Source organism: Celeribacter sp. SCSIO 80788 (assembly GCF_051054295.1).
Classification (GTDB): domain Bacteria; phylum Pseudomonadota; class Alphaproteobacteria; order Rhodobacterales; family Rhodobacteraceae; genus Celeribacter.
The window spans coordinates 477091-501092 of sequence record NZ_CP150482.1 but is presented as its reverse complement, the minus strand read 5'-3'; the positions used below and the strand labels follow the sequence as shown (position 1 = coordinate 501092).

The window sequence follows — 24002 nt, the reverse complement described above, 5'->3', positions numbered from 1 at the left end:
AGAACCCGTTATGGCTATTGAACTTTTGATGCCCGCGCTGTCTCCGACGATGGAGGAAGGCACGCTTGCAAAATGGCTCGTGAAAGAGGGTGACACGGTGTCTTCGGGCGACGTGATTGCTGAGATCGAGACCGACAAGGCGACGATGGAATTCGAAGCCGTGGACGAAGGCGTGGTCGGCAAAATTCTCGTGGCGGAAGGTACGGAGGGCGTGAAAGTGAACGCCCCCATCGCGATCTTGCTTGAAGAGGGCGAAGACGCCTCTGCGGCGGCCACCGCTGCGGCTGCACCTGCTCCGGCGGCGGCAGAAGCGCCGAAGGCCGAGGCGGCTCCGGCACCCGCTGTTGCAGCCCCTGCCCCGGCAGCGCCTGTTGCGGCCTCCGGCGAACGCATCTTTGCCTCGCCGCTCGCCCGTCGCATTGCGGCCCAGAAGGGTCTCGATCTGGCGGCGATTGCGGGCTCCGGTCCGAAAGGCCGCATCGTGAAAGCGGATGTGGAAAACGCCACGGCTACACCGAAAGTCGAAGCTCCGAAAGCTGCGGCCCCTGCCGCAGCTCCGGCAGCGGCAGCCCCGGCTGGTCCGTCGGCGGATATGGTCGCCCGGATGTACGAAGGCCGCGTCTACGAGGAAATCAAACTCGACGGCATGCGCAAAACCATCGCCGCGCGTCTCTCGGAAGCCAAGCAGACCATCCCGCATTTCTACCTGCGCCGCGACATTCAGCTCGATGCGCTGATGAAATTCCGGGGGGAGCTGAACAAGCAACTCGAAGGCAAGGGCGTGAAGCTTTCAGTCAATGATTTCATCATCAAGGCCGTGGCGAATGCGCTGCAAGAGGTGCCGACCGCCAACGCCGTTTGGGCTGGCGATCGTGTACTTCAGATGAAAGCCTCTGACGTGGCTGTCGCTGTGGCGGTCGAAGGCGGGCTGTTCACGCCGGTGTTGAAAGACGCCGACATGAAATCGCTCTCGGCCTTGTCGAAAGAGATGAAAGATCTGGCCACCCGTGCGCGCGACCGCAAACTTGCGCCGCAAGAGTATCAAGGCGGCTCTTTCGCGATCTCCAACCTCGGCATGTTCGGCATCGACAATTTCGACGCCATCGTGAACCCGCCGCATGCCGGTATTCTGGCGGTCGGCACCGGGGTGAAGAAACCGGTGGTTGGCGCGGATGGCGAGATCAAGGTTGCGACCGTGATGTCTGTCACCATGTCGGTGGATCACCGCGTGATCGACGGGGCTTTGGGCGCGGAATTGCTCAAGGCCATCGTCGAGAACCTGGAGAACCCGGTGGCCATGCTGGCCTGACGGCACATCCAGCCAAGATTGACAAAGCCCTCCGATCTCGGGGGGCTTTTTCTTTGCGATCTGATCCGTCTCAAATCCCCCTGCCCGCCGTCCTGTTAGAGTGTGCTTGGAATGTCTCCGGACCGTAGACATCGTGATGTCGCGGACGGTTTTTACAAAGGAGGCCCATTATGGACTGGTCAAAGGAACTCGAAGGTGTGCAAAGCGCCATGATGGCGTTCGGACAAGGATCGCCTGCGGTCGGGGAAGGCTTTACCGCCCTGCACCATGCAGCGACCGCCGAAGGGGCGATCCCGGTGAAACATAAGGAGCTTCAGGCGCTCGCCATCGGCATCACCAAGCAATGCATCAACTGCATCGGTTTTCACGTCAAGGCCTCGATCGACGCCGGAGCCACACGCGAGGAAATCGCGGAAACGGTCGGCGTCGCGATTCTGATGGGCGGTGGGCCGTCCTTCATGTACGGGATCAAGGCGTTGGAGGCCTATGACGCGCTGAAGGGCTGAGGCATCGGCCCGCCCCGATGCTCATGCGCTCCCCGTGGTTTCCTCGGAGAGCGCAAAGTCTTTGCGAATGGCCGCGATCCGTTCGGGGTCGGTGATTTCGAGATGGGTGAGGTAGAGCAGCTTGTCGTGGCCTTTGCGAAGCTGCATGTTGTCCCCATGGTTCACCATGTAGAGCACCGCCGGGAACGGAACCGGAGCCAATGGATAGCCGAGGCGTTCGGACCTTTTCGCGTAGTTCATATGCCCCTTGCCAAGCATGCGCATGTAAAACACCGGAAAGGCCTGTTTGCCCCAGTCCACCGCGAAAAACGCGCAGGAGCCACAGTGTTCCCAGAGATCATGCTCCCCGCCGATCGCCCGGCCCATCGGCGCGATGCGCCCGCTCGGCGCATCCACCATATAGCCCTGTTCGATCAGATAGCCGCGCCCGTTGTTGTCCTCCGCCACATAGCGGAACAGATCCGGATGCAGCAGATCGTCGGCATCGAGATGCATGACATAGCTGAACCGATCGAAGCGGCGCGCCGCATATTCGGCCATCAGCCGGGCCTTCACCCGCTGATCCGAGATATTCGCCGCGCCAGTGTGCGGTGGCGCGGGCAGGAAATGGTAGCCGTCCCGATCGGGGAAATTCCCCGGTCGGTCTTGCGAGCACAGGATCACTTCGAAATTCCGGTACGACTGCGCCCGGAGCGAGGCCAGTGTGCCCTCGAGAATGTCGCACACCCTCTGCCAGTCCTGCGCCCGCGCCTTGCCGACCAACGGGATCATCACCACGATCAACGGCGCGGGATCGGGACGGTGCGGCTTTGCGAAAACCCGTCGATAGCCCGATGCGAGCAAAGATTTCACATCCATCGTGACGTCTTCCGTCTGCGTCTCAGCCCCGATCGCCGGTGCGCGCACCGATGAGTTGGTTCATCGAGATCGACGGCTGCGAGCAGCCCGCTTCGCCCACGACCTTGGCCGGAACCCCGGCCACGGTCGTTGCGGGCGGCACTTCGTTCAGGACAACAGAGCCCGCTGCGATGCGCGAGCAGCAGCCGATCTTGATATTGCCCAGCACCTTGGCACCCGCACCGATCAGCACGCCATCGCCGATCTTCGGATGACGGTCCTCGTCCTCTTTACCAGTGCCGCCGAGCGTCACGTCATGCAGGATCGACACGTTGTCACCAATGACGGCGGTCTCGCCGAAGACCAGCGCATGGGCATGATCGAGGAACAGCCCCTTGCCGATCCGGCAGGCCGGATGGATGTCGACGGAAAATTGCTCGGACATGCGCATCTGGAAGAAATAGGCCAGATCGCGACGGCCTTCGCGCCAGAGCCAGTTGGAGACGCGATGCGCCTGCGTGGCTTGGAAACCTTTGAAATAGAGCAAGGGCTGGATGTAGCGGTGGCAGGCCGGGTCGCGGTCATAGACGGCGCAGATATCGGCGCGCGCAGCCTCGGCAATCGAGGGATCGGAAGCATAGGCCTGATCGGCGATCTCGCGGATCAGCTGTTCGGACATGTCGCCGGAGGCGAGTTTCTGCGCGATCCGATAGGCCAGCGCATCCTCAAGCGTCGCGTGATGCAGGATACAGGCATGCACCAGCCCGCCCAGAAGAGGCTCCTCCGCCACGGCCTCGCGCGCCTCGGAGACGATGCGGCTCCAGACGGGGTCGAGTTCTTTGAGAGTGGTGCGGATCTTGGCCATGCGCGTGTCCTCTTTTTCGGAAGCCTACTATAGATAGGTCCACTTTCCAAAGCGCAAGTGCACAAGACAGAAAAAAGCCCCGCGCAATTCTGCACGGGGCTGTTTCAAAGGCCTATGAACCTTATTCTGACGGCAGCGAGAACTGCACGCAATGGAGGGCCAGACGGATCACCCCGCCCGCGTCGAAGTTGCCGCCCTCGCCGGTGAGGATCAGATCCTCGGAGCCATAGTAGGTCAGCGGATTGCCGGTCAGCCCGCGCAGCCAGCTTCCCTGTGTCAGCGACAGACCGGACCCGTAGCGGTTCGACGAGGCGGCCACACCAAGGGAAAACCCGGTCAGCCCGGTGCCGGTGATGTCCGAAAGAACCCGCCCGGTGACGCCGTAGACCACCGACTGGCCGGGGATGGCATAGCTCACCGCGGAGGTGGTGCCCGCGGTGAGCGTGTGGTCCACCTCGATCACCTTTTGCACCATGCCCGCCCCATGAGCCGAAAGCGTGATGAGGCCCAGCACCCAGTCACTGCCATCGAACCCGGCCCAGCCGTTCTGATCGGCGACATAGGCGCGCATGCCGGGCGTGGCGGGCACGAAAGCCCAGCCCCCGTTGACATACAGTGCGATGGAGCCATCCTGCCCAGCCCAGGCGTTGACCGCCGAGACCGGCACGCCATAAGCGTCACCTTCCTGCGGCGTGGTCGGCGGCGTGGTCTCAGAGACGGAAGTGAGCGTGAGCTGCATCAATCCGTCGAGACGGGCCAGCGCCTCGTTCATGGTGACATGTTTCTGCGCCTGAGAGGCCTCAAGCAACGGCAGGGCAAAGCGGGGTGTGTCAGTCATGGATCTCGATCTCCCGGAAGAGGCCCACCCCGAAGCTGTCGGAGATTTGGGCAACGTGGATGTCATAAGCGCCGGTCACACCGTCGCTCGATTTCTGTCCGGCCGTGTAGGTCCAGGCCGGGCTGGTGACGGTGGTCTCGCGCAGGACAGCCCCGCCCTGCACCACGCGCACGAGATACAGTTCCGCAGCCTCGCCCAGCGGCACCTCGTAGGATTGCCAACTGTCGCCGTCGATCCGCGTGCGCCGGACCCAGCTCACCTCTGTGCTGCCGCCACTCGTCACGGTGGCGCGAAGATGCGCAGGCGCATAGGGGCGCAGGCCGATGCCGTCGAAAGCCTCGACATAATGCTCGTAGCTCGGATCGTCATAGCCCCGGCTGGCCGGGCCGATGCGGTAATGCCGGGCAAGCCCGCGCGCGGATTGCGCGATGTCGATCTGCCGCAGCGTGCTGTCCAGAAGGACGAAGCGCGATCCGATGGGCCAGCCGGGCGTCAGACCGCCCGTCCCAAGCCCGTCGGAGCCCAATTGCCCGCGCAGCCTGAGCGTCAGATCGTAGGTCAGCGGCGCGACCAGATCGGCCGTGGCGAACTGGAACACTTCCCAATTGGCCGAAATGCCATCGCCGATCACCGCGACATTGGCGCCATTGAGCACATCGAGCATCTCGGCGGAGGACAGCTCCCCCTTGGTCAGCCTGACCCGAAGCGCAGCGCCGCGATCCCAGAGACCGGGCGTGGCCGCCTCCAGCGCCGTCAACGTGACCCCGATGGTGGACCAGATCGGCAGGAGCGTGTTGAGCTCATAGCCGCTGTCGGAAGCCGAGGCATAGACCGCCGCCGATCCCGGCCAGGGGTCCGCCGTCACCGCGATATGCGGCGCATAGGGCACCTCACTGCCGGTCAGAAGCGGCAGATCGAGAAACAGCGGATAGACCGGCACGGGGGCGGAGAAGGCCTTGGCCTCGACGATCTCCTCGACCGCCTCGGAGGGCTCATAGATCTCCTGTTCGACGCGGACCGCCTCGATCTGTTGCTGCGCGCCGAGGGTGACGTGGTCGATCCGGTAGCGCAGATCGCCCTCCGCACTCCTGAGCGTGATCACATCGCCCGCGCCCACCGCCATCAGCGAAGGCGGCAAGGCGAACCGCGCCGTATCGCGCGCGACGCGGGATTCGGACAGCCAGCGTTCGGTGATCTGCCGTCCCTCGGCCCGGCTGAGCGCCAGAGGCAGTTCGGAGCGCGAGATCAGCCGGGTTTCCTCATCCGGGAAAATCGCCTCCTCGGAGCGTACGCCATAGTCGTCATCGGCATCCACGAAGGTGAGCTGTACCCGTCCCGCGACCTCGGCCTCGGGCGCGCGCACGCGTTCGAGTATACCGTCGAGCTCCTCGCTGTCGGCCAGTTGGTCTTCGCTCAGATCGAGCACGGATTTGCCATCCCGCGACCGGAACACCAACTGCCCCTCACGTTCGATCGCCTCGAACCCATAAGCCAGCATCAGGGGTTGCAGCGCCGACCGCGCGCCGGAAATGTCGGAGACGCTATAGCCGCGCAAGACGCCCCAAAGCTCGGTGGTGTCGATCTCGCCCACCCCGGAGCGCGCACAAATTTCGGTCACCACATCGGCCAGAGACCGCGCAGTGGAACGACCGTTGAGCCAGTGCCCCCGGGCATAATTGTCGCCATCCGACCACACGGAGGTGGTCGCCGGAAAAGTCGGGTAAGGCCGCGCATCCCAGGCCCAGAGATGGGCCCGCGTCATGTCGATCATCGGCCCTCCGTAGACATCGGAGATCGGGTTATGCGCCGCATCGGCCCAATATTCGGTCATCGCCCGGACATATTGCAGCTGGATGAAATCGTCGCGCCGCCCGTTCGAATAGGCCGGAAGCGCGCTTTCCGAGGATTTCGCATCGAGGAACTTGTTCGGCTCGTTGGTGCCTTTGTCGATCGCGGCGCAACCGAATTCGGTGAACCAGATCGGTTTCGACCGCGGTTCCCATTGGGTCGGTGTCTCGCTGCGCACCCCATTGATCCGCTCGTGGTGATCGTTCTGCCACCAGCCGCGCATGTCCTTGTAGCGATACACCCAATCCTCGCCATAGGCGCCATCGGTGATCGGCGTGCGAATCTGGGCCGCGTCATGATTGTCATGCGCGTAATACCAGTCATAGCCCTCTCCACCCTCGATATTGGATTTGAGGTAGTCGAGATTGTAGATCGAACCCCAATCCGCATCGAGGTGATCGTCACCCTCGCGCCAGTCCGACAGCGGCATGTAATTGTCGATGCCGATGAAGTCGATATTGGCGTCGGCCCACAAGGGATCGAGGTTGTAATAGAGATTGCCGTCGGCCTGATAGCCGAAATATTCCGACCAGTCGGCGGCATAGCCGATCTTGCACGCGGGTCCGAGAATGGCGCGTACATCGGCCGCGAGCTGGATCAACTGATCCACCGCCGGAAATCCTGAGACGCCGCGAATGCGGGTGAGAGAGCGCATCTCGGAACCGATGCAAAAGGACTCGACGCCCCCCGCCAGTGCACAGAGATGGGCGTAATGCAGGATCATCCGCCGGAAGGAAAATTCCGCAGGGCCGTTGTAGCTGACCGTCCGGCTCAGCGGGGTGAAATCGCTCACCTGCGCTGCGCCGAAAAACGCCGCAACCTCGACTTCGGCGGCGGCGGTGCCGTCCGTCGTGCCCGCCACACCGGGCGCCAAAGACGTGGTGATCCGCCCACGCCAGGGCAAAGCCGGTTGCTCTTCTGCGCCGGTCCACGGATCAATCAGCCCGTTGCCCGCCATCTGATCCATCAGGATGAACGGGTAGAACATCACCTCCTGCCCCGCCTCATGCAGCGCCCGGATCGCCTGCACCACCGACTGATCGGTCGGCGTGCCGCCATAGATCACCCGATCCTCCGCATCGCGCGGGATCGTGGCCGCAGTGGCGCGTGTCAGCCCGGAGACCTTCCACGCCATATCCTTGGAGTCGCGTGCCGTTTGTTCGACCTTGGGCTGAATCTGACATGTGCCACAGCGCAGATCGTTCCCGAACCACGATACCACAAGCGAAGTCGAACCACAGTTCGGCAATTCCTCGATCATGGTGTCGAGCGAGGTGGTGAAATCGCTCTGCCCGGAGGCGGAGTTCATGTTGGAGACAAGCACACCGCCCGCCCCGTCCTTCAGGTAAACCGGTTCGGTCGCCAAAGCATATTCGCCGGTGCCGGGGATCATTGCCACAGCGGGCACCAGATGGGTGAGATCGGAGGGGTCCTCGGCCTGATCCGCGCGGATCACCTCGAAAGTGAACTGCGGCACGCGGTTGCCGAAGGGCGTCAGATCCACATCCTCGAGCACCACATAGGCGATGCCGCGATAGGCCGGAACCGTCCCCGCGGCCTCGACCGCCTCGATCTTGGCATCCGGCAACTGGTCTTCGGAACCGGTGTAGACCCGCATGGTCAGAGTGCTTTTGTCGATCTGCGAGCCATCGGCCCAGACCCGGCCCACACGAATGATCTCGCCCTCGCAAAGCGCCACGGCGAGCGAGACGGAATAGCTGTATTCCTTGACCGTCGTGCTGGGCGCGGTGCCCTTGCCGCCCACCTTGCTTTTGGAGGTGTTCTCCTGAAACTCCGTCGCCCAGATCACCTGACCGCCGACCCGCATCCGGCCATAGACCTGCGCCACCGCCGTACCTTCGGAGGCACCGGTGAGGCGAAACCGTTCGACCCGTCCGGTTTCGACGGTCTGGCTGCCGACGCCCATCAGGCGTTGGTCGATGGCCTGACCGATGGTCGCGCCGATGGCCCGGCCGATGACCACGGAGGAGAGGCCAAAAATGCCACCACCGACGGAAGCCCCAAGCGCTGCGCCTGCGGCGGAAAGTACGATCGTCGCCATCAGAGTTCTCCCTCGCTGTCGTGAACCGGTGGAAAGGCGAAACACCGGACGATCCGGCGACGCCAGGGCGCGCTCAGGGCATTCTCGAGAACACCATGACCGCTATAGGCATGAATGAAGGTCGGAGCGTCCCCGGCACGGCCCAGCACGCCAAGATGCTTGGCCACCGCGCCCTGCCGCATCCGAAACAGCAGCACATCGCCCGAGACCATCTCGGCCAACGGTTTCTCGATCAGGATGGACTGCGCCGCGCGCAACAGGCTTTCGTCCCGCTGCGGCTCGCTCCAGTCTGCCGTATAGGCCGGAATCCCGATGGGTTCGGCACCATACACCTCGCGCCAGATGCCGCGCAGCAACCCGAGACAATCCGTCCCCGCCCCCTTGCAGGAGGCCTGATGCAGGTAGGGCGTCCCGATCCAGCCCCGGGCGCGCTCCGCAATCCTCAAATCCGTCATCTGCCTCTCCCTCAAAACGGGTTCTCAAAACTGCTCAAACCATCAAACAATCCCCCGGAGCGACTGCTGCCGTCGTTCTTACCGCTGCGCACCGGATAGGAGGCCAGCCAATCCTCCCCCGGAATATGCGGAAAGCCCCGGAAATTCAGGAAGTTGTCGAACTTGAGCCGACAGGTCGCCGCACGTTTGTCACAGCCCGCTTCGATGCGGATCGTGTCGCCCACGGCAATCTCGGCGCGCAGCTCTTCCCAAAGTTCGACCCTGCGACCATCGGCGGAAAGGCGATCGTTTTTCACGAGACCCACAAGCCCCGCCGCCACGCCCGTCAGCACCGTGAAACGGCCCCGCTCGAACCAGCGGTCGTCAAAGCCGGTGAGATCGGCGAAAGCAAAGATCTTGCCCTTATCGACACTCTCGACCGCCACTTCGGTGACATAGCCGGGCTGCAACGTGTCAAAGCCACAGCCCGTGCCGCCCAGAATGGCGGAGCACCCGGCCTGATAGACCCGGCCCTGCGGCTGGTTCAGCTCTTCGGTCAGGCCGCGCAGCTCGGCGCGAAATCCGCCCGACACACGGGTGATCTCGCCAAAGCTGCCCTGAAACAGCAGCGCACGCTGGCTTACATCGGCCCAGTTCACCAGCCAGGAGCGCACATGCGCCCCGTCGAACCGGCCGGCGCGGATGTCCTCCTCGGTCACCGCCGCCGCAGAAAGCGCGCCCAGCGCCTCGGTGTTGTCGACCGAAAGCCCGGTGGATTGCTCAAGCGCATTGGCGGTCAGGCCTGTGTCGGCCTTGAACGTCACGCCCTCGAACGTCAGATCGTTGTCGTGATCGGTGAACCCATAGGTCGCGCCATCGCGCCGCACCAAGGCCCAGGCCCGACACAGCGTCGTCACACCAGAGGCGAGATGGGTTTGAAGCTCTTCCGAAAAGGCCATCAGACACGCACCTCCACGACCGGCACGTTGGGCACTTCGCCCGCCTGAAACGAAGAGACCGAGGTGGAAATGCTGGAGGTGTCGAAGCGCACCGGCACGTCGAATTCGAAGCCTGCGGTGATCTCGGCCCCGCCAGTGGGCGGCGTGCCAAAGGTGATCAGGCCGGTGCTCAGATCTACCTCCCAGTCGACCGCCTCAAACGCCTGCTGCCCGCCGACGCCGATCAGAACCGTGCCCAGCACCGGCTTCTTGATCGGACGGACATAGGCGGTCGCGCCGGAGCGATAGGTTTTCGAAAGTTGAAACACCGTGGTTGCGCCATCGCCCTCGCCGATCACCTGATCCTCGAAACCGGTCGCAACAGAGGGTTTGCAGGTCTTGTAATCCGACCAGTCCTTCCATCGAAATCCGTACAACTGGCCCTGACGCGCCTCGAAAAACGCAATCAGCACCTCGATGTCGTCGAGCGAACGCATCCCCAGCCCCGCGTCATAGCGGCGGCGTGAATGCGCCCAAGGCGTGTTGCGCTCCTCGAACCCGTTCGCGAGCGTCACCACATCGGTGCGCCGCTCCGGTCCGCCGACGGAGCCAAAGCTCAGATTGGCCGGAAATCTCACATCATGAAAACCCATGGTCTACCCTCCGAATGGCGCCTTAAATGTCCGATTGCGTTACTGGTTGCGCGAACCACGCCCCAAGGCGCGGCTCAACTGAGCGGCCACTTGCGACTGGCTGCGCTGGAAGCCCGCGACATCGGGCGTGGTGACGTTCATCGTGATGTTGACGGGCCGCGACGACCCCGAGGCCTGCACCCCCAGTTTGCCATTGGCGCCCCGGGTGAGCGGCATGATCGCCTCCGCCCCCGCCTCTCCCATCAGCCCCGTGGCGCCGCGCATCGGGAAATAGGTCGGGCTGGACACCACGCCGCCGTTGGCGAACGGCATCACCTTGCCTTGGGCAAAGGCCCCGCCCTTCTCAAAGGGCAGAAAGCTCTGGATGATACCTTCGAGCCCGGAGCCCAGCACCGACCCGAAATGGCTCGTCACCGGCGTCACTGCGGCGTTGTAAGCCGCCATCAGCATCGATTGCCCGAGCCCTTTCAACGCCTCTGCCAGCGTGTCGCCGTCGAACACCAGACCGTCGATCGCCTTTTTCAGCCCGCGCGAAATGCCGCTTTCAAGCTTCGAGACCTCTCGTTGCGTCTCCGCCACCGTCGCCTGAAGCCGCAGCATTTCCTGATTGAACGCTGCCGCCATGGCCTCGGCCCCGCCGATGGCGCTCTCCATCTGTTCGACCCGATCCTCGAAGGTGCTCAAGCCGTTGATATCCGTGCCGTTCAACTCGTCAGCCATGATCTTGCCCTTTCATTCCATCTTCGTCGGGAAAGGCCTTCGCCAGTTCCTCAAGCCGCGCGCGGCCCATCGGTGCCGTGCCGCTGCCCGCCCCCAGCATGAGCAAAAGCTCGGCGGGGGTGAGCGCCCAGAACTCAGAGGGCCTCAGCCCCAGCCCCTTGATCCCGAGCCGCATCAGCGCGGGCCATTCGAACCCGCCCTTGTCCGAAATCATCCCCATGACGCCCTCCCTTGGACCTTACGCGGGCACTGTGAAGGCACGCGCGATCAGCTCTGCGCCCACGCGGGCCGCCTCCAGCGGGCCGCCCGCGATCTCTGCGGTCAGAATGTCGTCATAGCCGCCCTTCCAGCCGCCGCCCCGGAGCCCCGCCACGACGATGCGCAGCACATCCGCCGAGGAAAACCGTCCCGCCTCGTAGCGCTCGACAAGCGCCACCAGCGTGTCGACTTCGAGCCCGGCTTCCAGTTCGGCCAAAGCCCCGAGGGTCAGTTTGAGAACATGGCGGTCGCCGTTCAGCGTCAGCGCCACTTCGCCTTGGAAGGGGTTCGCCATGGCTTACACCGCCGTGAAGCTCAGCGCGCCCGCGGACGCCATGGCCAGCTCATAGGTCGCCTCGCCATTGTACGAGCCCGCGTATTCGATCGAGGTGATCATGAACGCACCCTGCACCGTGCCGAAATCCGGGATGATGACCTGAAACTCCGGCACTTCGCCGTCGAAAAAGATCTGCCGCGCGCGCTCGTCGGTGCTTTCGTCCTTGAACACGCCCGAGCCGGAAATCGTGGCGCTTTTCACGCCCGCACCGCCCAGAAGCTCGCGCCAGCCGCCCGAGCTTTCCAGCGAGGTGACATCGACGCTTTCCGCGTTGAAGGAAATCCGCGTGGCGCGCAGCCCCGCGATGGTTTCAAACGTGCCGGACCCGTTCATGTCCAGCTTGATCAGGAGGTCTTTGCCGTTTTGGGCAGCCATGGTCGTTTACTCCGTCTTGGAAAATCAGTTGTCTTCGACGCGCGCGCGGAATTTCAGGTCGATCCTGCGCACATCACTGTCCTGAACGCGCCGGGCCTTGGCCGACACGAACCAGAGGCCGACAAGCGTGCCCCGCGACAGGGTGAGATCGGCATCCACAAGGATGTCGGAAATACTGGCAGCCACCTGTTTCGCGGTGAGAAACCCCGCGCTGTCGGACACGACCGACACGGTAAACTCATGTCGCGCGCCATGCCCGGTCTTGTCGGAGGCGTCGGTGACATCCTCCGGCCCGAGGCTGACATACAGCGCCGGGATGGTGCCCGCAGGCGCCGCGTCATAGATCGCGCCGCCGACCAGCCCGTCGAGCGTCGCATCCGCGACCAACGCCTGATAAACTGCCGTCTGAAGGGCCGCCGCCACGCCGTAGCTCATGACGTCACCTCCTCACGCGCATTGCAGGTCAGGTAATGGCCCTGCGCATCCGTTTCGGTCACGGCGAGAATACGAAACACCCGCCCGCCCTCGACAAAACGCTGATCCGGTTTCGGACGCCGTTTCGAGCCGACCGGCGCGCCGCGCACCACGATCTTCATCGGCACGCGCGAGACGGTGAGGAAATCCTCGGAGGTCTCGGACCCCGTCCCCGCCTGAATCTCCGCCCAGAGCGCGCCAAGCTGAACCCATGTTTCGACATAACCGCCCGCGCCGTCAGAGGTGCGTTGCGCCTCCTCAAGCACCAGCTTGCGATTGAGATGCACCACCGCCGACATCAGCTCCGCCCTCCGAAAAGACGCAGGTTGCGGTAGCGCTCCAAAAGCGTGCTGACACCGAACGGCATCGTCGCCTCGCCCACCGCCGTCTCGTGACGGTGCTCGTAATAATGCGCGGCCAGAAGAAACACCGCCTGCGCCAGATCGGCGGGCAGAGCGCCCCAGGTGTCGGCAAACCCGGCGGTAAAGGTGAATTTCGCCTGACCCGCCACCGGGATCTGCGGCAGGACAAAGCCGGTCGAGACCACGCGCGGCCGGTGCATATCCGGTTCAAGCATGTATTTCGCGCTGTCCACCGTGGTCTCGGCCCCAAGCCGGTCGACGATGACAAAGCTCGCCACAGCCGTGACGGGCGCCACCGGCAAAACCTGCGCGCTCAGATCGCGCCATGCGGTAACCGTGTAAAGAAAATCGCGGGTGATCAACACTTTGTTGGTGCGCGCCTCGACCGCCGCCATGGCCGCCCGCAGAAAGGTTTCCAGAACCCCGTCCTGAACCCCGTCGTCGTCAAACCCGGTGCCCAGTCTCATATGGTCCCTGAACTCAGCGACCGGCAGCGCCGCCGTGGCCACCTGGGTCTGCTCCATCAACATCATGGTACAACTCCGTATCCGGGCCCCCTGTTTCTCGAAAACGGACGCGCGATCCCCCTTGCTGCTCGGACGGAGGGGGAGCTGCTAGACAACACGGGTGGTATGGACCGCGCATCCGCCGCCCCGGCCCATCAAGGCCGAGGCAAGTCGTTCAGGAAAATCAGGCGGTGCCGAATTTCAAAAGCTTGATCGCCGCAAAGTCGGACACGTCGCCGCCGACGCGCTTGGTCGCATAGAACAGCACATGCGGTTTCGCGGAGAACGGATCGCGCAGGATGCGCACGTCCGGGCGCTCGGCCACGGTGTAGCCCGCATTGAAGTCGCCAAAGGCAATGGCGGCCGCATCGGATGCGATGTCCGGCATGTCCTCGGCGATCAGAACCGGGTAGCCCATCAGGCGGGCCGGCTCACCGGCGGCCAGACCGTCGGACCAGAGGAAACGACCGTCCGCATCCTTGAGCTTGCGCACTTGGCCAGCCGTTTTGGAGTTCATCACGAAAGTGCCGTTGGCGCGGTACTGGGCGCCCAGCGCATAGACCAGCTCGACAATGGCATCCGCCGGATCGGTGGCGTCAAAGCCGCCATCGGTGCCGGTCACGATGTAGCCGAGCGAACCCCAGGCCCAGCTGTCGTTGTCGACCTGAGTGTGGTTCAAAATGCCGGTCGGCTTGTCGACACCATCGCCATTGATGAAGGCAGACGCCTCGGCGGAGGCGAACTTGTCGGCGATACGACCCGCGAGCCAGGCTTCGATGTCGAAAGCGCTGTCGTCCAGAAGACGCTGGGAGGCTTTCGGCAGGGCGGAAAGCTCGTAAAGCGGGATCGAAATGCGGTCGATGGTCGGCGTCGCGGTCTCGCCCACGGTGCCGGTCTCGGTGACCCAGCCGGAGCCCAGATCGGTGGTGTCGATCAGCACATCGTAAGAGGTCGCTTCGACATTGACGACATTGGCAATCGAGCGGATCGACGCGGTGGATTTCAGCACCGATTTGATCGCGTCGGAGGTCTGCGGATCGACGAGGTAGCCGCCATCGCCATTCACGGCGGTGGACATGGATTTGCCCTCAAGCGCCAGACCGCGCAGCGCATCGTCGTCGCCATTGCGCACATAGGTGGTGAAGGCCGATTTGTGGGACATATCCACCTCTTGCGCGGCAGACAGGGCCGGACGTGTCAGATTACCGGCGTAGGTGTGAGATTTACGATCAAGCATGGTCAGTCGCTCTTCCTGCTTTTGAAGTTTCGATTTAATATCGGTCTGAAAGTCGTTGAGATCACTCATGAAACCGGCCAGCGCGATCTTCACCTCACGGGTCAGATTTGGGGCCAGATCCGGGGTCAGACCCGACTGTCGGGCCGCTCTTTCGGGGTTGCTCATCCAAACATTCCTTTGTCCTGATGTTGGGTTTCGCGGGTGAATGCGCTGGCCTCAGTCATCCCTGAAGCCACCTCCGGCCAGCAGCTTGCGGGCGCCGTTCAAAGCATCCGCGAGATCGCGCAGCATCCGCTCGGCCTGAAGAGCATCCGCGCCCTTCTGCTCCGCACTGAGCCGCGCTTCCGGCAGCATCGGGAAGGTCACCAAGGACACCTCCCAAAGCTCCAGTTCCGACAAAAGGCGTGCGCCTTTCTGATCTTTCTGGGCGCGCAGCGTCCGGTAGCCGATCGACAGACCGTCAATCGCCCCCGCCTCGATCAGCGCCACCGCCTCGCGACCCTTTTGCAGGTCGGTCAGAAGGCGTCCTTTGACATAGAGACCGCGCGCATCCTCGCGCACCTCGTCCCAGATCCCGATGGGCTGCGCCGGATCGTGCTGCCACAGCATCTTGACCGAGCGCCCCTTGGCCTTGAGCGCCGCCAGAGACTTGGCATAAGCGCCCTTCACAACGATGTCGCCTCCGGTGTCACGATGCCCAAAGAGAGAGGCGTAACCCTCTATCTTCACACCGTTTTCAACCTTCACCTCTTCGCCCAAACGGGCGAATTTATGCTCAAGGCCGCTATAGAAATCCTTCTGCATCTCAGTTCCCTTCCTCGGGCGCGTCCTCGGAGCTTTCCTCCTTGAACGGCAGTTCCGGTTCGTCCTCGGTGTCCTCGAACTGCTCCTCGTCAGGCAGCTCCTCGCACACCGTCTCAGGAAGATCGGGCATCAAAGGCGGCAGCCCCAGCATCGCCCGCTTCTCGTCATCGGTGAGGAAATCCGCGCTCGCGATCCGGTTCCATTGCGCATCGCGCTCCGTCGACAGCGCCGGCACCTGATCCAGATCGGGTTTCAGCTCGACCGCCTCGCCCGTCATCTCGGACAGCCAATGCCCGATCGCCGCCGTCACCTTCTGCACGAGCGGCAGAACGGTCAGCCGGTAAAACGCCCGGTTCGCTTCCTGATAGTTCGCGTAGGTCATGTCGCCCGGAATGCCCAAAAGCATCGGCGGCACCCCGAAGGCCAAAGCGATCTCGCGCCCCGCCGCCTCCTTGGTTTTCTGGAATTCCATATCCGACGGGCTGAACCCCATCGGCTTCCAGTCCAGACCGCCTTCCAAAAGCATCGGTCGACCGGCATTGCGCGCGCCCTGATGATGGCTTTCCATCTCCGAGAGCAGGCGATCATACTGATCCGCGCTCATCGACGCATTGCCATCCGCGCCCTTGTACACAATCGCGCCAGAGGGCCGCGCGGCATTGTCGAGCAAAGATTTCGACCAGCGCGACGCCGCATTATGCACATCGATCGCCGTCGCCGCCGCCTGAATGGGAGAGAGACCGTAATGGTCGTCCGAGGGGTGAAACGCCTTGATGTGACAGATCGGGGAATGGCCCTCGGTCACATCGAACCGGTGTTTGCGCCCACTCACCGAATACTCATAGGCCACCGGCCAGCCATCCGCGCCGGGCACCAGAGCCATGCGATCCGAGCGCAGCACATGCAACTCCTGAGGCACCTGCCCCCATTCGCCAACCGCTTCGAGATAGCCATTGCCGGACAGAAGGAAATGCGCATAGAGCGCCTCGAACAACTCGGCCCGCCCCTGCGCCGGGTTCGGACGGATGATCACCTTCAAAAGCGGATGCTCTTCGAACCGTTCCGCGCGGTTCTGCAACACCAGAGGCAGCGCCGCCGCCGCTTCCGCGATCAGTTTGACCGCACGAAACCCGACCGGGTTGCCGGTAAAGCCCACACGCGTGAGGCTCACCGTGTCCCGCGGGCTCCACGCCACACGGCCAACGCCCGAAACCGCCGCCACAACCGGCCCGGTCGCCGAGGCTTTCGTTTCGGGCATCACCTCTGCGCCCCGTTTCAGAAAGTCAAACACCATATCCGTGTCTCTCCTCATCTTCCGGTCCAATTTCTCGACCTGCCAATCGCTCAAATCCTTGCTCCCGGACGGGGGACCAGCGCAGACATCCGCCGCGTCCAGCCCGCACCCGCCCGGGTCGCTCCCGATCGGCGCCGCCCTCGTGAGAGCCATCCGCGCCTTCGGTGAAATGAGTTCTAAAGGAGAGGGTAAAAGAAGTTCTGAGCAGGGCGTGCGCTGGGGAATGCCCCGCGCAACACCTTTCAACGCATTGTTTTAATGAAAAATATGAGGACTCTCCCCTTCTCGCTTGCCTCTCGGGTCTCAATCGCCTTCACTGATTTGAAATGCCTCAGAGAAAGAATTTTGCAGCGATGCGTTTCGGCTCAATACGGCCTTTGCCTCTGATCCTTCGCCTGACGGAGATCGACGCGCCACTCGAACGACGGCATCCTGCGCTCTCGCGTCTGTCGTCAACCGAGGCAGAGCGCCTCAGCTACGAAAAACTCTCTTTCGGTTCCTTAAGGGCTGCGAACTGGATGTCTTTCGTTCTTGACGGGCACATCACTCCGCAGGCACGGCTTCGCTTGCGCTGGACATCTTGGGGCGTCTTTCAAATCCGTCTTACCTTGATCCTGCTCAGCGCCGGCGTGATACTCATCCTCTTCAGCCTTATGAAACCCGAAATCGGCTGGGTCAAACTCAGCGCTGCTCTCTCGCTCGCCCTCGGTATTGGCTGTTTCCTCAGCCTTTCCCTGCGATACGCACTTGCGCGCGCCTATCTTCACCGCACTTTAAGGACTGTCGCACGACAACAAAAAACCCCGCCCGAAGGCGAGGTCTGACATCATCCCAACGTCCTGATCCGTGGCCGCCCCGCCCCGGCAGCGGGCAGGATCATCAGCTCATGCACCGCCCACACGAGCGCATCCAGCCGGTCCGGAGATCCCGGCGCCTGATAGCCCTGCGCCGTCATCCTGATCATCTGGTCCTCCAGATCGCCAAGCCCGCGCGTGTGGATCACCCGTCCCTGATCATAGAGTGCCGCCACCGGTTCCGCCCGCGCCGCCTTGCCGCGTGTCGCGCGCACCGATTTATAGGGCACCAAGGGGTCGATCTGCCGGATCACGGTTTCCACCAAATCGCCGCCCTGATTGACCTCCGCCACAATCTTGTCCCCCTCCCAACGCTCCAACGCGTTGATTGCCGCCTCGGCCCAGGCCGTCGGCGAGGAGGCCGACACAGAGGCATCTTCCAACACATAGGCGCGCCAGTCCTGCGGCGGGCCTTGCGTCACCGCCCCCACAACCAAGATCCCGCATTCGTCCGACCCCTTGTGCCCGGTCACCGGCGGGTCCACCGCCACGACGATCCGGTCCAGCTCCGGCACGTCCTTGACCCGTGTCGCCTCGATCCGTGCCAGAGACCACAAGGCCCCCTCTTCCTCATCGAGCAAAACCCCGTCCAATTCCTGCCGCCCCAGTCGCGTGCCCGCGTAACGCGCCTTCACCTCTTCCAAGAAAGACGCCGCCAGATTGGCCGCGTTCGCCTCGGTCGGCGCGTGCGTCGTCACGGTCGAACTGCGTCCCAAAAGCGATTTCAAAATCCCCACATTTCTGGGCGTGGTCGTCACCACCGCACGCGGGTCATGCCCGAGCCGCAGCCCGAATTGCAGCATATCCCAGGCCTCCTGCGGCTTGCGCCATTTCGCCAGCTCATCGACCCAGGCGGCATCGAATTGCGGCCCCCGCAACGCCTCCGGATCATTGCCGGAAAATACCGTCGCCTCCGCGCCATTGGGCCAAACCAACGTCCGCCGCGTCGCCGACCATTTCGGACGTCGATCCGGCGGCGAGCAGGCCAAAATCCCGCTGTCGCCGAACACCATCACCTCGCGCGCCTGATCGTAGGTCTCGCCAATGAGCGCCACACGTTTCGCCCGCCCCGGCTGCGTCGCCCGACTGCCCTCGACCATCGCGCGCACCCATTCGGACCCGGCCCGCGTCTTGCCCGCACCGCGCCCGCCCATGATCACCCATGTGCGCCACGCCCCCTCGGGCGGCAATTGATGATCCAAAGCCCAAGCCTCGAACAGGTAAGGGAGCGCCATCAGCGACCCCTCCCCCAATCTCTCCAAAAACTCACTCTGCTCGGCGTGCGGCCTTGCAGCGAGCCAGCCGATCAAGGATCTCAGATTTTGCGGCCTCGAAGTCGATCGCTCCGCCGCCCAGCTCTCCGCGTTTGCGTTTTTCGTCATCGAGTTTCTGCCTTTCCGTCACCGCGGCCAGTTTCGCGCGCATCAGGTCGGCGATCAGAGGTTTCACCTCTTTTCCCGCCGTCGCGCCCGTCAAAAGCCTGTCGATCACATCGTCCAGCGCCAAAATCGCCCAAAGCAGGCTCTGCTTCACCGACGCCTCGATCTGATCCACCGTTTCGAACTCATCCCCCACAGATGAAGTCACTTTCATGGTCTTCGCCTCTCATGCTTGGTCAAACCTCCACACGAGAGACGCAGGCGCTTTCCCGAGGACCCCACAGTCCCCTTCGATGGTTCCCGACACCCCCTCAGGTCCCGAAACGGCCATCGCCCACGTCTTCCAGCACCTTCGAGAGTGTCGCAAAGAGGGTAAAATTGGTTGAAACCGGCGCGCGGCGGGGTCTTCACGTGCGTTAACACTTTCCACCGTCTGCCTGCGTCACCCAAGGGCTTGTCAGACCCCGGTTTTTCCCGCACTTCTCAAAACCGACGAGGAGACAGCACCATGGCCAGCGCCCTGCACGACAGATTGAGCGAGCTTTACGAAGGCGACACCGACCGCGCGCATCTGTTCCGCTATGTGCTTCTGACTTTCGATCTTGTGACGATCCTCTTCGTCATCGTCACCTCGTTTTTCGTCCATCCGCTCTGGGTCGAGATCACCGATCTTGTGTTCGGCGTGCTGATCCTCACGGATTTCACCGCGCGGGTCTATGTCACCCAACACAAGCTGCGCTATCTCTCCCGCCCCTCGACGCTCGCCGACATCGCCGCGATGGTGTCCTTTCTCGCGCCCCTCGCCGGCGAAGGCCTCGGCTTCCTGCGCATCCTGCGCACGCTCCGGCTTTTGCACACCTATCAGCTGATGAACCGGCTCCGGCAGGACGTCAAATTCTTCCGCAAACACGAAGAGGTCATCGTCGCGGCGATCAACCTTCTGGTGTTCATCTTCGTCACCACCGGCCTGATCTACGCGCTCGAACACGGCCACAACCCGATGATCCGCAACTATGCGGACGCGCTCTATTTCACCGTCACGACGCTCACCACCACCGGGTTTGGCGACATCACCCTTCCGGGCACCTCGGGCCGCATGGTCTCCATCGCGGTGATGTTCTTCGGTGTGACCCTCTTCCTGCGCCTCGCACAGGTGCTGTTTCGCCCCACCAAGGTGCGCTACGAATGCCAGAGCTGCGGGTTGATGCTGCACGATGCCGATGCGACCCATTGCAAACATTGCGGCGCGGTGGTGCATATCCAGACCGAAGGGCTTTTGTGAGCCTCCGGCGGGAGTATTTTCGCAGCAAAGGAAACCTATTCGACGGCGGTCCCGAACAGCGTGACCACGGCCGCAAGCGCCGTGACCGTCGCAAAGAACGCCTGTTGCCACAGAGTTCTGCCCTCACGCCGCGCCAGCATCACGGCAATCGCCCCCTGCACCGTATAATAGGCCGCAAAGGCCTTGGACGCCCATGAGATGATCTGAAACACATCGAGCGCCCAGGTCAGAACCAGCCCGAGCGCCACCAAAACCGCATAGCCCGCCTTCACCGGCACCCGGCCCTTGGTCAGTTCCTCGACCAACCCACCAGAGCCGGAGGTATCCGCCACCGCCGCCGAGAACTGCGCCGCAAGGGCGGCGATCACCAGCATCGCGGGCAGGATCGGCGCGACGATCCGCATCATGTCGATGATCGCGGTTTCCGAGGTTTCGATCTGATCCGGGCGAAACACATAGGCCATGAGCACCACATAGACCATATAGATCGCGGTGGAGACCCATTGCGCGAGTTTCATCGAGCGCACCCGTGTCGCCGCATCGTATTCCTCGCCGAGATAGCGCGAGGTCTCGAACCCCTGCACCGTCACGATCAGCCCGAACAACAGGCTTATGCCCGCCCACCCCGTCAGGCTCGGAGGCGTCACGATCAGACTGCCGTCCTGCGCCTTACCGGCAAAGAACCACCCAAGCCCCACCAAAAGCCCGGCGATGATCGCGAGTTTCAGCCCGACGGAGACCTGCTCCATCCGCTCCAGCGCCTTGAACCCGCGCGTCCAGCCCACGAGCAGGATCACACCGAACACCGCAGAGGTGACGATCCGCCCGGCGAATTGCGTGTCCCAAGGGGTGAGGCTGACGGCAAAAGCGCCCAGAAGATTGAGGTAGTAGGCGACCGAAATCACATAGGCAAAGGCCAGCGCCCAGGACGCAAGCCGCTCCATCCCCGCCGTGCGCGGGCCGTGCTCCGCGCGCGCCAGGGACGCGATATTGAACCGAACCGCCGCGCCGATCGCATAGGCCAGAGCGCACAGAAACGCCATGGCCAGCGGCGTCCACGCCCCATACGCCTGCGCCAGAATCGGCCCCAAGACGAGAAACCCCGAACCGATGATCGACGCCAGAGGCGTAATCGTCGCCTGCCAAAGCTGCGACCGTGCCAGCTTCGGCCAGCTCAAAAGCCCCGCGATCGAAACCGTCGCGATGAGGATGGCAATCGTTTCCATCGGCGCTCTCCCAAAGCAAAAGGCGCGACCCGGGCCGCGCCTTTTCCAAGCTGTTTCAAAACGTTACTCGCTGGCGCGCTGCGCTTCGATTTCCCGCCATTTGGCGACATTGGCATTGTGTTCGGCCAGCGTTTCGGCAAACGCATGTCCGCCCGTACCATCGGCGACAAAGAACAGATACGGCGTCTCGTCCGGATCGACCGCCGCCTGCATCGCCTCAAGCCCCGGATTGGCAATCGGCCCCGGCGGCATGCCCTCGATCACATAGGTGTTGTACGGGCTGTTCGATTGCAGTTCGGACTGCCGAAGGCCACGCCCCAGAACACCGACCCCATTGGTCACGCCATAGATCACCGTCGGGTCCGTTTGCAGTTTCATGCCGCGTTTCAACCGGTTCTCGAACACCGAGGCCACCTGACGCCGCTCTTCGGCGACACCGGTTTCCTTCTCGATGATCGAGGCCATGGTCAGCATTTCCTCGGGCGTATCGAACGGCAACCCGTCCACCCGCGTCGCCCAGACCGTGTCGATGCGTTGCTGTTGCAGCGCCACCATGCGGGCGATCAGATCGTCCACATCGGCACCCTCGCGCACCTCGTAGCTGTCGGGCGCAATCATACCCTCCGACGGCATCTCATCCGCTTCGACCGACCCGGTGAGGAAATCCGCGCCCTTCAGGCTTTCGACCACCCGCCAGACCGTCGTCCCCTCGGCCACCGAAACCCGGTAGCGCGTGTTCGCATCGGCCCGCACCCTGGTGTAACCCTCAGGCACGGCATCGCCTTCTTCGCCCTCGGGACCGGGCTGGAACTCCGCCGTCTCGACATAGCTCTGGGTCGTCGGGTCCAGCTCGCGCACCTGCATCAGAGCGCGGTTCACACCGATGCGGTACACCACTTCCGTGCCACAGGTCGAGGCCCCGCCCCGCGTGATGATGTCGACGATCTCCTGCATCGAAGACCCTTCGTCGACGAGGAAAGCCCCGGCCTTAAGCTGTTGCGATTTCTCGGTATAATCTGCCCCGATCCGGAAAACCGACGGGTTGGTGATCGCCCCCTGCCCGGCCAGATCCTCAGAGACGCCGCGCATCGTGGAGCCCGAAGGCACCCGCAGACAGATCGCCTGATCGAGCGGCCCTTCGGCCACATATTGCCGCTTGCCCCAGGCAATCGCCCCCGCCAGAGCGACGAGGACGACGATGAACAGGGTCAGCGCATTCGAGGCGATGGATCGCCACATATCAGCCGTCCACCTTCTTCAGAACCAGCGAGGCGTTGGTGCCGCCAAAGCCGAAGGAATTCGACAGCGCCACGTCGATCTTGCGTTCCCGCTTGGCATTCGGTGCCAGATCGAGCCGCGCTTCGACCGCAGGATTGTCGAGGTTGATCGTCGGCGGCGCCACCTGATCGCGGATCGCCAGCACACAGAAAATCGCCTCGACCGCCCCCGCAGCCCCCAGAAGGTGGCCGATGGAGGATTTCGTCGAGGACATGGTCGCAGTGTCCGCCGCATCGCCCAGAAGCCGCTCGACGGCGGCCAGTTCGATCACGTCCGCCATGGTCGAGGTGCCATGCGCGTTGATGTAATCCACATCCTTCGGCTCAAGACCGGCACGCGCAAGAGCCGCCTGCATCGCACGGTAACCACCATCGCCATCCTCGGACGGCGCGGTGATGTGATAGGCATCGCCCGACAGGCCATAGCCCACAACCTCGGCGTAAATCTTCGCGCCACGCGCCTTGGCGTGTTCGTATTCTTCCAGAATCACGACACCCGCGCCCTCGCCCATCACGAAGCCGTCACGATCCGCATCATAGGGCCGCGAGGCATGGCTCGGATCGTCTTTTCGCTTGGTGGACAAGGCTTTACAGGCGTTGAACCCGGCAATACCCAACTCGCAGATCGCCGCTTCCGCGCCGCCCGCAACCATCACATCCGCGTCGCCCAGCATGATGAGACGCGAGGCGTCGCCAATCGCATGCGCCCCCGTCGAACAGGCCGTCACCACCGCGTGGTTCGGTCCTTTGAAACCGTAGCGGATCGACACCTGACCGGAGATCAGGTTGATCAGCGAGCCCGGAATGAAGAACGGAGAAATCCGCCGCGGGCCTTTTTCCTTGAGGATGATCGCCGCATCGGCAATCGACGACAGGCCCCCGATGCCGGAGCCGATCAGCACGCCGGTGCGCAGACGATCTTCCTCGTCCTCGGGTTTCCACCCGGCATCCGTCAGCGCCTGTTCGGCGGCGGCCATGCCGAACAGAATGAAATCGTCGACCTTCTTGCGGTCTTTCGGGGCCATCCAGTCGTCCGGGTTGAACGTGCCGTTCGTCCCGTCGCCGAATTTCACCTCGCAGGCGTAATCCGTCGCCAAATGGCTCGCATCGAACCGCTGGATCGTCCCGGCGGCGGACTCGCCTGCCAGAATTCGCGTCCAGGTCTCCTCCACACCGCAAGCCAGCGGCGAAACCATCCCAAGTCCAGTGACAACTACTCGGCGCATCCGTGCCCCCTCAATTTTCGTCTGCGTTTTCTTACACGGCTCCGCCCCCCGATGGAAGACCGAGACAGCCCCCGCACCGCAAATCGGCGGAGGAATGGTAA

General features: G+C 63.1%; 26 protein-coding genes. 4 read left to right on the top strand and 22 right to left on the bottom strand.

All coding sequences use genetic code 11. The features are described 5' to 3' along the window. Positions 1–10: 10 nt before the first annotated feature. Both V1471_RS02730 and V1471_RS02725 read left to right on the top strand, forming a co-directional pair. Positions 11–1309 carry a pyruvate dehydrogenase complex dihydrolipoamide acetyltransferase gene (locus V1471_RS02730; protein WP_434286770.1) on the top strand — a complete coding sequence of 433 codons (1299 nt, stop codon included), beginning with the start codon at positions 11–13 and terminating at the stop codon, positions 1307–1309. 170 nt (positions 1310–1479) lie between these two features. Next, the gene (locus V1471_RS02725) at positions 1480–1815 is read left to right on the top strand and encodes a carboxymuconolactone decarboxylase family protein (RefSeq protein WP_434286769.1); all 336 of its coding nucleotides are present in this window, start codon (positions 1480–1482) and stop codon (positions 1813–1815) included. A gap of 21 nt (positions 1816–1836) precedes the next feature. Here the strand turns inward: V1471_RS02725 and V1471_RS02720 are convergent, their stop codons facing one another. The 17 genes from V1471_RS02720 to V1471_RS02640 all read right to left on the bottom strand — a co-directional run bounded on the left by V1471_RS02720 (position 1837) and on the right by V1471_RS02640 (position 16657). Next, entirely contained in the window at positions 1837–2673 is an 837-nt protein-coding gene (locus V1471_RS02720; protein ID WP_434286768.1) for a glycosyltransferase family A protein, read from the bottom strand. A gap of 22 nt (positions 2674–2695) precedes the next feature. Continuing rightward, on the bottom strand, positions 2696–3517 hold the full coding sequence (gene cysE, locus V1471_RS02715) for a serine O-acetyltransferase (RefSeq protein WP_434286767.1): 822 nt from the start codon (positions 3515–3517) through the stop codon (positions 2696–2698). Between the two features lie 121 nt (positions 3518–3638). Further along, positions 3639–4355, bottom strand: a complete 717-nt coding sequence (locus tag V1471_RS02710) for a DUF2793 domain-containing protein (protein ID WP_434286766.1) — start codon at positions 4353–4355, stop codon at positions 3639–3641. Then, entirely contained in the window at positions 4348–8265 is a 3918-nt protein-coding gene (locus tag V1471_RS02705; protein ID WP_434286765.1) for a baseplate multidomain protein megatron, read from the bottom strand. Before V1471_RS02705 ends, V1471_RS02710 begins: the two co-directional genes overlap by 8 nt. Next, positions 8265–8720 (bottom strand): NlpC/P60 family protein, encoded by a 456-nt coding sequence (locus tag V1471_RS02700; RefSeq protein ID WP_434286764.1) that lies wholly within the window; start codon positions 8718–8720, stop codon positions 8265–8267. Before V1471_RS02700 ends, V1471_RS02705 begins: the two co-directional genes overlap by 1 nt. A gap of 11 nt (positions 8721–8731) precedes the next feature. Beyond that, positions 8732–9658 carry a DUF2163 domain-containing protein gene (locus tag V1471_RS02695; protein ID WP_434286763.1) on the bottom strand — a complete coding sequence of 309 codons (927 nt, stop codon included), beginning with the start codon at positions 9656–9658 and terminating at the stop codon, positions 8732–8734. Further along, the gene (locus tag V1471_RS02690; protein WP_434286762.1) at positions 9658–10290 is read right to left on the bottom strand and encodes a phage distal tail protein, Rcc01695 family; all 633 of its coding nucleotides are present in this window, start codon (positions 10288–10290) and stop codon (positions 9658–9660) included. Before V1471_RS02690 ends, V1471_RS02695 begins: the two co-directional genes overlap by 1 nt. Before the next feature lie 39 nt (positions 10291–10329). Then, complete coding sequence (locus V1471_RS02685) at positions 10330–11010, bottom strand: phage tail tape measure protein (RefSeq protein WP_066710739.1); 681 nt, start codon at positions 11008–11010, stop codon at positions 10330–10332. After that, positions 11003–11230, bottom strand: a complete 228-nt coding sequence (locus V1471_RS02680) for a rcc01693 family protein (RefSeq protein ID WP_096805330.1) — start codon at positions 11228–11230, stop codon at positions 11003–11005. Before V1471_RS02680 ends, V1471_RS02685 begins: the two co-directional genes overlap by 8 nt. 18 nt (positions 11231–11248) lie before the next feature. After that, positions 11249–11563 carry a gene transfer agent family protein gene (locus V1471_RS02675; protein ID WP_066710742.1) on the bottom strand — a complete coding sequence of 105 codons (315 nt, stop codon included), beginning with the start codon at positions 11561–11563 and terminating at the stop codon, positions 11249–11251. Between the two features lie 3 nt (positions 11564–11566). Then, entirely contained in the window at positions 11567–11980 is a 414-nt protein-coding gene (locus tag V1471_RS02670; RefSeq protein ID WP_066710745.1) for a phage major tail protein, TP901-1 family, read from the bottom strand. 24 nt (positions 11981–12004) lie between these two features. Further along, the gene (locus tag V1471_RS02665) at positions 12005–12415 is read right to left on the bottom strand and encodes a DUF3168 domain-containing protein (protein ID WP_434286761.1); all 411 of its coding nucleotides are present in this window, start codon (positions 12413–12415) and stop codon (positions 12005–12007) included. Further along, positions 12412–12753, bottom strand: a complete 342-nt coding sequence (locus V1471_RS02660) for a head-tail adaptor protein (RefSeq protein WP_434286760.1) — start codon at positions 12751–12753, stop codon at positions 12412–12414. Before V1471_RS02660 ends, V1471_RS02665 begins: the two co-directional genes overlap by 4 nt. Then, positions 12753–13349: a head-tail connector protein gene (locus V1471_RS02655; protein WP_434286759.1), complete on the bottom strand. Its 597-nt coding sequence runs from the start codon at positions 13347–13349 to the stop codon at positions 12753–12755. The genes V1471_RS02660 and V1471_RS02655 overlap by 1 nt, the downstream gene beginning before the upstream one ends. Positions 13350–13506: 157 nt before the next feature. Further along, on the bottom strand, positions 13507–14724 hold the full coding sequence (locus V1471_RS02650) for a phage major capsid protein (protein ID WP_434286758.1): 1218 nt from the start codon (positions 14722–14724) through the stop codon (positions 13507–13509). 51 nt (positions 14725–14775) lie between these two features. Continuing rightward, positions 14776–15363 carry an HK97 family phage prohead protease gene (locus tag V1471_RS02645; RefSeq protein ID WP_434286756.1) on the bottom strand — a complete coding sequence of 196 codons (588 nt, stop codon included), beginning with the start codon at positions 15361–15363 and terminating at the stop codon, positions 14776–14778. A 1-nt stretch (position 15364) separates the two neighbouring features. Continuing rightward, positions 15365–16657 carry a phage portal protein gene (locus tag V1471_RS02640; RefSeq protein WP_434286754.1) on the bottom strand — a complete coding sequence of 431 codons (1293 nt, stop codon included), beginning with the start codon at positions 16655–16657 and terminating at the stop codon, positions 15365–15367. Positions 16658–17010: 353 nt separating this feature from the next. On the opposite strand from V1471_RS02640, the gene V1471_RS02635 reads away from it, so the two are divergent. Beyond that, the gene (locus V1471_RS02635) at positions 17011–17481 is read left to right on the top strand and encodes a hypothetical protein (RefSeq protein ID WP_434286753.1); all 471 of its coding nucleotides are present in this window, start codon (positions 17011–17013) and stop codon (positions 17479–17481) included. A gap of 2 nt (positions 17482–17483) precedes the next feature. Here V1471_RS02635 and V1471_RS02630 read toward each other — a convergent pair whose 3' ends face one another. Continuing rightward, the gene (locus V1471_RS02630; RefSeq protein ID WP_434286752.1) at positions 17484–18746 is read right to left on the bottom strand and encodes a DNA-packaging protein; all 1263 of its coding nucleotides are present in this window, start codon (positions 18744–18746) and stop codon (positions 17484–17486) included. 31 nt (positions 18747–18777) lie between these two features. After that, on the bottom strand, positions 18778–19104 hold the full coding sequence (locus tag V1471_RS02625) for a hypothetical protein (RefSeq protein ID WP_434286751.1): 327 nt from the start codon (positions 19102–19104) through the stop codon (positions 18778–18780). A gap of 294 nt (positions 19105–19398) precedes the next feature. On the opposite strand from V1471_RS02625, the gene V1471_RS02620 reads away from it, so the two are divergent. After that, a complete protein-coding gene (locus V1471_RS02620; RefSeq protein ID WP_434286750.1) occupies positions 19399–20172 on the top strand; it encodes an ion transporter in 774 nt (257 codons plus the stop codon). 35 nt (positions 20173–20207) lie between these two features. Here V1471_RS02620 and V1471_RS02615 read toward each other — a convergent pair whose 3' ends face one another. From V1471_RS02615 to fabF, 3 genes are all read right to left on the bottom strand, one after another. Further along, complete coding sequence (locus V1471_RS02615; protein ID WP_434286749.1) at positions 20208–21398, bottom strand: hypothetical protein; 1191 nt, start codon at positions 21396–21398, stop codon at positions 20208–20210. Positions 21399–21461: 63 nt separating this feature from the next. Then, positions 21462–22637 (bottom strand): endolytic transglycosylase MltG, encoded by a 1176-nt coding sequence (gene mltG, locus V1471_RS02610; RefSeq protein ID WP_434286748.1) that lies wholly within the window; start codon positions 22635–22637, stop codon positions 21462–21464. Between the two features lies 1 nt (position 22638). Beyond that, positions 22639–23901, bottom strand: a complete 1263-nt coding sequence (gene fabF, locus V1471_RS02605) for a beta-ketoacyl-ACP synthase II (RefSeq protein WP_434286746.1) — start codon at positions 23899–23901, stop codon at positions 22639–22641. Positions 23902–24002 lie beyond the last annotated feature (101 nt).